General features: G+C 70.0%; 8 protein-coding genes. 5 read left to right on the top strand and 3 right to left on the bottom strand.

The window, feature by feature from the left end; genetic code table 11:
* Positions 1-31 precede the first annotated feature (31 nt).
* Positions 32-973, bottom strand: coding sequence for an aldo/keto reductase (locus tag AVR91_RS41640; protein WP_063270948.1), 942 nt, complete (start codon positions 971-973; stop codon positions 32-34).
* Positions 974-1,042: 69 nt separating this feature from the next.
* Between AVR91_RS41640 and AVR91_RS41635 the strand changes: the two genes are divergently transcribed.
* Positions 1,043-1,759 carry an SDR family NAD(P)-dependent oxidoreductase gene (locus tag AVR91_RS41635; RefSeq protein ID WP_083737959.1) on the top strand — a complete coding sequence of 239 codons (717 nt, stop codon included), beginning with the start codon at positions 1,043-1,045 and terminating at the stop codon, positions 1,757-1,759.
* Here the strand turns inward: AVR91_RS41635 and AVR91_RS41630 are convergent.
* On the bottom strand, positions 1,676-3,055 hold the full coding sequence (locus AVR91_RS41630) for an amidohydrolase (RefSeq protein ID WP_211282836.1): 1,380 nt from the start codon (positions 3,053-3,055) through the stop codon (positions 1,676-1,678). The genes AVR91_RS41635 and AVR91_RS41630 overlap by 84 nt on opposite strands.
* A 50-nt stretch (positions 3,056-3,105) precedes the next feature.
* Between AVR91_RS41630 and AVR91_RS41625 the strand changes: the two genes are divergently transcribed.
* From AVR91_RS41625 to AVR91_RS41615, 3 genes are read left to right on the top strand one after another with little or no spacing between them, the layout of a single operon-like run.
* Positions 3,106-4,209 (top strand): zinc-binding dehydrogenase, encoded by a 1,104-nt coding sequence (locus AVR91_RS41625; RefSeq protein WP_063270951.1) that lies wholly within the window; start codon positions 3,106-3,108, stop codon positions 4,207-4,209.
* Between the two features lie 9 nt (positions 4,210-4,218).
* A complete protein-coding gene (locus AVR91_RS41620; protein WP_063270952.1) occupies positions 4,219-5,175 on the top strand; it encodes an aldo/keto reductase in 957 nt (318 codons plus the stop codon).
* A complete protein-coding gene (locus AVR91_RS41615) occupies positions 5,172-6,095 on the top strand; it encodes an alpha/beta hydrolase (protein ID WP_063270953.1) in 924 nt (307 codons plus the stop codon). Before AVR91_RS41620 ends, AVR91_RS41615 begins: the two co-directional genes overlap by 4 nt.
* Here AVR91_RS41615 and AVR91_RS41610 read toward each other — a convergent pair.
* Positions 6,079-7,524, bottom strand: coding sequence for a GMC family oxidoreductase (locus AVR91_RS41610; RefSeq protein WP_063270954.1), 1,446 nt, complete (start codon positions 7,522-7,524; stop codon positions 6,079-6,081). The two genes, AVR91_RS41615 and AVR91_RS41610, sit on opposite strands and share 17 nt — an antisense overlap.
* Positions 7,525-7,662: 138 nt before the next feature.
* Between AVR91_RS41610 and AVR91_RS44185 the strand changes: the two genes are divergently transcribed.
* Positions 7,663-8,117: aldehyde dehydrogenase family protein (locus AVR91_RS44185; protein ID WP_228709490.1), on the top strand; the 455-nt coding region annotated here is incomplete at its 3' end.

The following is an 8,117-nucleotide window of genomic DNA, read 5'->3' as shown; positions in this document are numbered from 1 at the left end:
GACCGCCTGGCTTTCGCAACGTCTCCCGACGTCAGAAGGTCCCATCGGCGGCGACCGAGCGATCCAGCCAGAGGTCTTCCAGAGCCGCCCGCACCTCCGCACCACGAGAAGCGGCCAGCTCGACAGCACCCAGATTGTCCTCCAGCTGAGCCATCCGGCTCACCCCGAACAACACGTTCGCCACCGGCTCGTAAGCGAGGCAGAACGCGAGAGCCAGCTGCGACGAGCTCACCCCGAAGTCCCCGGCAACAGCGGCGACACGCATGGCGGCGGCACGGATCGACTCCCGGATACCGCCCGGATCCGCCCCGATCTTCCGTGACGGGGTCTTGCCGAGCAGCACACCGCCCTCGAACACGTCCGACGCCTGCAAGGTCAACCGGCCGGCCTCGAAATGCCTGCCGTAGAAGGAACCCTCGGCCATCGACCGGCGCGCGATGCTGTACTTCAGCTGGGCGAAACGAGGCGCCGGAAGTCCTTCACGCGCGGCGAACTCCAGTGCGAGATCGAGATCCGGCGCGTGCCAGTTGTTCACGCCCCAGACGTCGAACCGGCCGAGGCGGATCTGTTCGGCCACCTCGGTGACGATGCGCGGGATATCCGGCCGCTCGAAATAATCGCCGACCACGACGGCTTCCGCGCGGTCGACGCCGACGCGGTCGAACGAGGTGTCGAGCTGCTCTGCGAAGCCGGTGTTCGGGTAGTCCCAGAGCCAGAGTTTGCCGCATAGCTGGTACTCGTCACGCTTGATCCCGGCGGCGCGGACGGCCTCGCCGAACAAGAGATCCGTGCGCGACTGTTCGGAATGCGGCCCCATGTTGTAGTGCGCCACGTCGAACAGCGTGACCCCGGAATCGACGGCGTGCCGGATCAGGCGCACCGCGTCCTCGAAGTCCATGCGGTCCCATGTGTTCCAGGATCCCAGGCTCAGCGCCGAAGTGGCGAAGCCCAGCCCGTTCCGCTTCTCGTCCACGAGTTTTCCTTTCGCTGGCAACGGAAACAAGTTTTAGTCTACGATCGTAGAATGAACAAGAGACTCGTAGTGGTGACCGGCGGTGCCAGTGGCATCGGCCGCGGAGTCGCCGAAGCCTTCCAGTCCGCGGGCGACCGCGTGGTCATCGCCGACGTCGACACCCGGGCGGCCCACGACCTCGCCGCAGAACTCGGCGCGGAGCACGTCGAACTCGACATCTCCGACCCCGGATCGGTCGACGCGGCGCTGGCGCTCGTCACCGATCGCTTCGGCGCGGTCGAGGTCCTGGTCAACAACGCCGGTCTCGCCGGCGGCGGCGGGCCGTTGGTGGGACTGGACATCGGCGTCTTCGATCTGTGCATGCGGGTGAACTTCCGCGGCACCTTCCTGATGACCCGTGCGGTCGGCGCACAGATGGTCGAGACGGGCACTCGTGGCACCATCGTCAACATCACCTCCATCGGCGCCCGGCAGCCGACCCCGGGGCTCGGCCACTACGAGGCCACCAAGGCCGCCGTCGAGGCGCTCACCCGCTCGGCCGCGCTCGAACTGGCGCCGCACGGCATCCGGGTCAACGCCGTCGCCCCCGGTCCGGTCCTCACACCGATGACCGCCGGATTCGCCGCCGACACGGCCGCCCGCGCGGCGTGGGAAGCGAGGATTCCCTTGGGAACCATCGCTTCCGTCGCCGACGTGGTGCCGTCAGTCCTGTTCCTCGCCTCCGCCGACGCCGGCCATCTCACCGGGGTGAGCCTCCAGGTCGACGGCGGGCAACTGCTCACCTGAGTACACGACGCGGCCGCCGGACACGGTGAGTTCCACACCGACGTCCGGCAGGTCCGCGAACGCGACCTCGAGCGGATTCGCCGCCAGCACGCAGAAGTCCGCCACCCGGCCCACGGTCAGCGATCCCTTCCAGTCCGCCGCGCCGTCCTGCTCGGCGGCCGCGACCGTGTAGCAGCGCAGCAACCGGGCCATCAGCTCAGCGTCCACTTCGGACGCCGACAGCATCCCGGCCGCCGCGGCGATGTGCACCCGCCAGTCGGGTGTCACCACCGGCGCGTCGCTGCTCAACGTCAGCGGAACACCCGACGCGAGCATTTCCGCCAGCGGCCAGGCCCGCGCGCCGACCTCGGCCCCGAGCGCGTCCGTCAGCATTCCCCGCATCGCCACCGCGATGGCGGGCTGCGTGGTCAGTCCGACCCCCGCCGCGGCCATCCGAGCCAGCTGATCCGGCGTCACCAGATCGCCGTGCACCAAGTGATCGCCGCGGCGAAGCGATCCGAGCGCGGCTTCGATGCTGCGATCCCCCGTGGCGTGCACGGCGACCGTCATCCCGGCGTCATGGGCGAGCCGGATCATCGCGGCCAGGTTGTCCGCGCGACCTGGATCGTCGTCGCCGTCGACGAGGAGCGCGCCGTGCGAACCGTCGGTGTAGCAATGATGCGTCCACGCCGAACGCATCGGTGGGATACCGTCGGCGAAGATCTTCACCCCGGGCACGGTGAGCCACAACGGATTCGCGGCCGGAGCCGGAGTCGCCAACCCTCGCTCGAAATCATCCAGCGAGCTGGCGCCGTCGAGCAGGCCGAACAAGCGCAACGCGGTCACCCTCGCGCGCAGCAGGCCTTCGCCGGCCAGCGCCGCGTACTCCTCCAGCACTTCGGCGCCGAAGCAGCCCGTCTCGCCGGGGCCCAGGCCGGGTTCGGTGTAGCTCGTGATACCCAGCGACGCGCACAGCTCGCCCGCGCGCAGGATGGCTGCCCGCCGTTCGGCCGCGGTCCGCACCGTTTTCTCTTCTCCCCCGGTGAATCCGGCGCCGCCGATGAGCGTGTCCGGCCAGCGCGCGCCGAGCCAGGTCGCGTGCAGATGCGAGTCGTTGATACCGGGCAGAACGGTTCTCCCCGCGAGGTCGATCACCTCCGTCTCCGGACCGACGTGATCCAGCGCGACGTCACCGAGGGCGACGATCCGGTCGTCTCGCACGGCCATCGCCCGCACCACCGTGCCCGCCGGGTCGAAGGTGAGCACAGGACCGCCGCGGACAACGAGCGAAGCGGGACGAATACGTTGCGACGGCATGGTTTCCTCCAGGATCTGGACTTTTTCTCCTACGACTGTAGACTAAAAAGATGGTCAACAGAACCGAAGCGGCGGTGCTCACCGAACACGGCTCCGCGCTCACCTTGCGGGAACTACCGCTGCCCGAGGAGCCGGAACCGGGCGCCGCGCTGGTCCGGATCACCTGCACCACGTTGTGCGGGACCGATGTGCACCTCTGGTCCGGCCAGATGACCTTCCCCGGCATGCTCCCGATGGTGCTGGGGCACGAAATGGTCGGCGAAGTGGTGGCCGTCGGACCGGGCACCACCGACACCCTCGGCCGCGAGATCGCCGAGGGCGACCGCATCGGCTGGTCCGAGTCGACCTGTGGAAAGTGTTACGGCTGCACGATCTTGCGCGAGCCGGTCGCCTGCGGGAAGCGCGGATACGGATTCCTGCAGCGCTCCGACGTCTTCCCGTACGCCACCGGCGGGCTCGTGCGGTACTGCTACGTGACTCCCGGTGCCGCCAAGCTCCTGCTTCCCGACGACGTCAAGGACACGTGGGCCTCGATGTCGGGCTGTGCGGGCAAAACCGTGCTGCGCGCCGTCTCCCGCGCGGGCGCGATCCGTCCCGGTGCGACGGTCGTGGTGCAGGGCGCCGGCGCGCTGGGCGTGTTCGCCACCGCGGTCGCGCGGATCTCCGGCGCGGGCGACGTCATCACCATCGGCGGCCCGGCCGACCGGCTGAAGACCGCCGAGCGTTTCGGGGCGACGGCGACGATCCCGGTCGACGGCACCGTCGAAGACCGCATCGAACGGGTCAAGGAACTCACCGACGACCGGGGCGCCGATCACGTCTTCGACTTCGCGGGCGGGCCGACCATCGGCGAGGAGGCCGTCGCCTTCGCCGCACAGCGCGGCACGATCGCGATCGTCGGCTCCACCGGCCCCACGCCGTCCCCCGTGGCACTGGGCACGGTGATGGGCAAGGAACTCACGGTCGCCGGTTCGCTCAACGGCGACATCGCCGACTACCACCGCTCGGTGGACTTCTTCCGCACCTTCGCCGACCGGCTGCCGTGGGACGAACTCTTCAGCGAACCGGTCGGGCTTTCCGAAGCCTCCCAACGCGTCGAGTCGATGTCGCGGCTCGGCGAACTCAAAGCCGTCATCGATCCCCGCCTCCCCTAGGAGACCCGAATGACCATCCCCCAGCGCCGCATCGGCCGCGACGGCCCGCTCACCGGCGTACTCTCGCTCGGCTCCTGGCACACCTACGACCGGATGGACTTCCGCGAGGCGGTGGACCTCGTCCGCACGGCGGTCGATTCCGGCATCACGCTCTTCGACGTCGGCGTCTACGGATTCCCCGGCGCGACACCGGTCTTCACCGACGTGCTGTTCTCCGCGATGGTCCGCGCCGCGGGCCTCCGCCGCGAGGACTACCTGCTTTCGGCCAAGCTCTGGCTGGAGGGCTACCCGGAGCACAACCTCCGCGACCAGCTGGACAACGCGTTGTTCCGCGCTGGAGTCGAGCACGCCGATCTCGTGGTGCTGGGCGATCTCCGGCGCGACGACACCGATCTGCACCGGCTGGTGCTCGATCTGAACGAGCTCCGCGAGGCCGGGCTCATCCGTCAGTGGGGCGTGAACAACTGGAGCGCCACCACGATCCAGGCCCTGCACGATTTCGCCGCGGCCGAGAACGTGCCAGGCCCCGCCATCGCGCAGCTGAAGTACAGCGTCGCGCGACGGTCCATTCCGGACGGCGAACCGTTCGCGAAGGTCTTCGGTGAACTCGGCGTCACGCTCCAGTCTTCGGACATCTTCGAGGGCGGCGTCCTGCTCGGCAAGAACAGTGGCGCGCGCCAGGTCGGCCGCGATCCCGGTGACATCCGCGAGCGCATCGCCTCCTCCGCCCCGGCGCTGGCGAAGATCGCGGCCGAACTGGACGCGACCCCGGCACAACTGTGCCTCGCGTTCACCCTCACGCACCCGGCCAACACGACCACCCTCTTCGGCGCGACGAGCACCGAGCAGCTCAAGGACAACCTGGGCGCCGTCGACCTCGTCGAGCGCGTGGGCGCGGAGCGGCTCCGGGAACTGGTCGAGCCGTACTGGGCCGACCGCGGCGTCGTCGATCCGGAGGGACCGTGACGGCCTTCGATCCCGAACTCGCCGGCGCCCTCGAAGGCCTGCCCGCCGGGCCGCCACTGAGCGCGGACTCGCTGGCGGGCATCCGCCAGGCGATGGCAGAGGGCAACCTGACCTGCGCCGAGGCGATCGGCGACCGGGATCTCGTCTGGGAAGATCGCGAGGTACCCGGCACCGACGTGGTCGTCACCGTCGTCAAGCCGCGAGATGCCCGGAACGCGCCGGGGTTCTACAACATCCACGGTGGCGGCATGGTGCTGGACGACCGGTTCGCCGACCTGCCCCGGATGGTCGCGCTGGTCGAGGAGTTCGGCTTCGTCTCGGTGACCGTGGACTACCGGCTCGCGCCCGAGCATCCGCATCCGGCGCCGATCGAAGACTGCTACGCGGGCCTGACGTGGATGGCCGAGCACGCGGCCGAACTCGGCTTCGATCCCGGACGGCTGATCGTCGGCGGCGGCAGTGCGGGAGGCGGCCTCAGCGCGGGGATCGCCCTGCTGGCCAGGGATCGCGGCGGCCCGGCGCTGGCCGGACAGCTCTTGCTGTGCCCGATGATCGACAGCCGCAACGATTCCGCGTCCACAGTGGAATTCGCGGAACGCGGCGTGTGGGGACGTGAGGCCAACGAGTTCGGCTGGCGTTCACTCCTCAATGGACAGACGTCGCCGTACGCGGTTCCCGCGACCGCGGAAGATCTCACCGGGCTCCCGCCCGCCTTCATCGAGGTCGGCGCGGCCGAGATCTTCCGTGACGAGGACGTCGACTACGCGCGGCGGCTCTGGCAGGCAGGCGTGCCCACCGAACTGCACGTCTGGGCGGGCGCCTACCACGGTTTCGACCGGATCGCCCCGGACAGCGAGGTGACCCGGGCCGCGCTCGCCGCCCGGGCCTCCTGGCTGCGCCGCACTATCGGCCGAGCATGAACCTGGCGGCCTGTTCGCCGACCAGCACCGCCGGCGCGTTGGTGTTGCCCGTGGTCACCCGCGGCAGCACCGACGCGTCGGCGATCCGGAGGCCGCTGAGCCCGTGCACGGCGAGCTCCGGGTCGACCACGGAGTCCGCGTCGGTGCCCATCCGGCAGGTCCCGACCTGGTGGTGATAGGTGATCGCGGTCCGGCGGACGTACTCGCGGACGTCGGCCTCCGGCCCCGGATACAGCTCGCGGGCACCCCATTCCTCCGCCAGCGCGGACGCGCGGCCGATCTCCCGGCACTGCTCCACCGACGCGACCAGGCTCTCGAAGTCGGCCGGATCCTCCAGCGCGGCGAGGTCGATCAGTGGCATGTCGTCCGGGTCCGGTCCCGAAAGCCGCAGACTGCCCCGGCTGCGCGGCGTGACCATGCCCGCCATCAGCGAAAACCCGGTCTCCGGACCGCTCATCCACTCCTCGTACATCGGCACGCTGAAGTGGATCGGCTGCGTGTCGGGCACCGCCAGGCCGGGACGGCTGCGCCAGAACAGATGGGTCTGCGTCACCGACCGCCCCGGCGCGGGCGGATCGACCCGGCGGCGATCGGTCGCGAAGATGACCGGCGAGAGCAAGTGGTCGTGCAGGTTCTTCCCGACGCCGGGCAGCTCCGCGACGACGTCGATGCCGTGCACCTCCAGTTCGTCGAGCGGGCCGACCCCGCTGCGCAGCAGGATCGCCGGTGACGCCAGCGCGCCGGCGGCGAGCACGACCTCGTCGGCGAAGACCTTGCGCAGTTCACCGTCGACCTCGGCGAGCACGCCGGTCACCCGGTCGCCTTCGAAGAGCAACCGGTGGACGAGCGCTCCCGTGTGGACGGTCATCCGTTCGGCGGCGGGCTGCCCGTAGGCGAGCCAGGTGTTGAGGCGTTTGCCGTCGCGGGTGGTGACCCGCTGCACGGACACGCCGTCGAGCTCGTCGCCGTTGTAGTCCGGGTTGAACGGCAGCCCGATCTCCATCGCCGCGTCCACAATGGACTGCTGGATCGGGTGCAGCGGCTCGTTCGGCACGACGTCGAGCAGATCCTTCTCGATCCGTTCGAACACCGGGCGGACGTCGTGCCAGCGCCAGCCGGGCAGGTCCCAGCCGTCGTAGTCGGCCGGGGCGCCGCGCACCCAGATCATCGCGTTGAGCGAATGCGACCCGCCGAGCACCTTGCCGCGCGGCAGATGCAGCCGCCGGTTCGCCGCGTGCGGCTGCGGCACGGTGTAGTAGTCCCAGTCCTCCGGTCCGTGCCACAGCTCACCGGCCCGCGAAGGGTCGTGAATGGCCGGATTGGTGTCCGGCCCGCCCGCTTCGAGCAGGGTGACCCACGCCCCGGAGTCGGCCAGTCTCCTGGCGACCACCGAACCGGCCGAACCCGCTCCCACCACGATGACGTCCATGTCCCCCACCCTCGCAAGGCCCGCGGACGTCCGGCGGATTCGGTTCGCTGGCCGACAATCGGCGTGCCCTGGCGGGCAAGACCGCAGACCTCGCGGCGCCCGATACTCGATCACACACCGGTCGAGGAGGAGCTAGCCATGGCCACACGCCTGTTCATCGACGGACAGTGGACCGCCGCGGGAGGCGGGTCCCTGCCGACGTACGATCCGGCCACCGGCCAGGTGATCGAGGAGGTCGGCACCGCGTCGGCGGCCGACGTCGACGCCGCCGTCGGTGCCGCGCGCAAGGCACTGAACGACCCCGCCTGGGCGGGACTGCTGCCGGTCCAGCGGGCCGCGCTGCTGTTCAAGCTGGCGTCGCTGGTCGACGAGCACCACGAGGAGCTGGCCGCGCTCGAGACCCGCGACCAGGGCCAACCGATCGGGATCTCCCGTCAGGTCAGCGTCACCGGCGCGGCCGAGCATCTGCGGTACTTCGCGGGCTGGGTCACGAAGATCCAGGGCACCACGAACCCGGTGTCCTTCCCGGACACGCTGCACTACACCCGCCGCGAGCCGGTCGGGGTGAACGCGCTGATCACGCCGTGGAACTT

Source organism: Amycolatopsis keratiniphila subsp. keratiniphila (assembly GCF_001620365.2).
Lineage (GTDB): Bacteria > Actinomycetota > Actinomycetes > Mycobacteriales > Pseudonocardiaceae > Amycolatopsis > Amycolatopsis keratiniphila.
Note: the sequence above shows the minus strand (reverse complement) of the source record. Positions and strands in the feature narration are given on the sequence as shown.

Coding starts and splice junctions, on each gene's coding strand:
- AVR91_RS41630 (WP_211282836.1), bottom strand. CDS start 3,055: ATGCCGTCGCAACGTATTCGTCCCGCTTCGCTCGTTGTCCGCGGCGGT.
- AVR91_RS41625 (WP_063270951.1), top strand. CDS start 3,106: ATGGTCAACAGAACCGAAGCGGCGGTGCTCACCGAACACGGCTCCGCG.
- AVR91_RS41620 (WP_063270952.1), top strand. CDS start 4,219: ATGACCATCCCCCAGCGCCGCATCGGCCGCGACGGCCCGCTCACCGGC.
- AVR91_RS41610 (WP_063270954.1), bottom strand. CDS start 7,524: ATGGACGTCATCGTGGTGGGAGCGGGTTCGGCCGGTTCGGTGGTCGCC.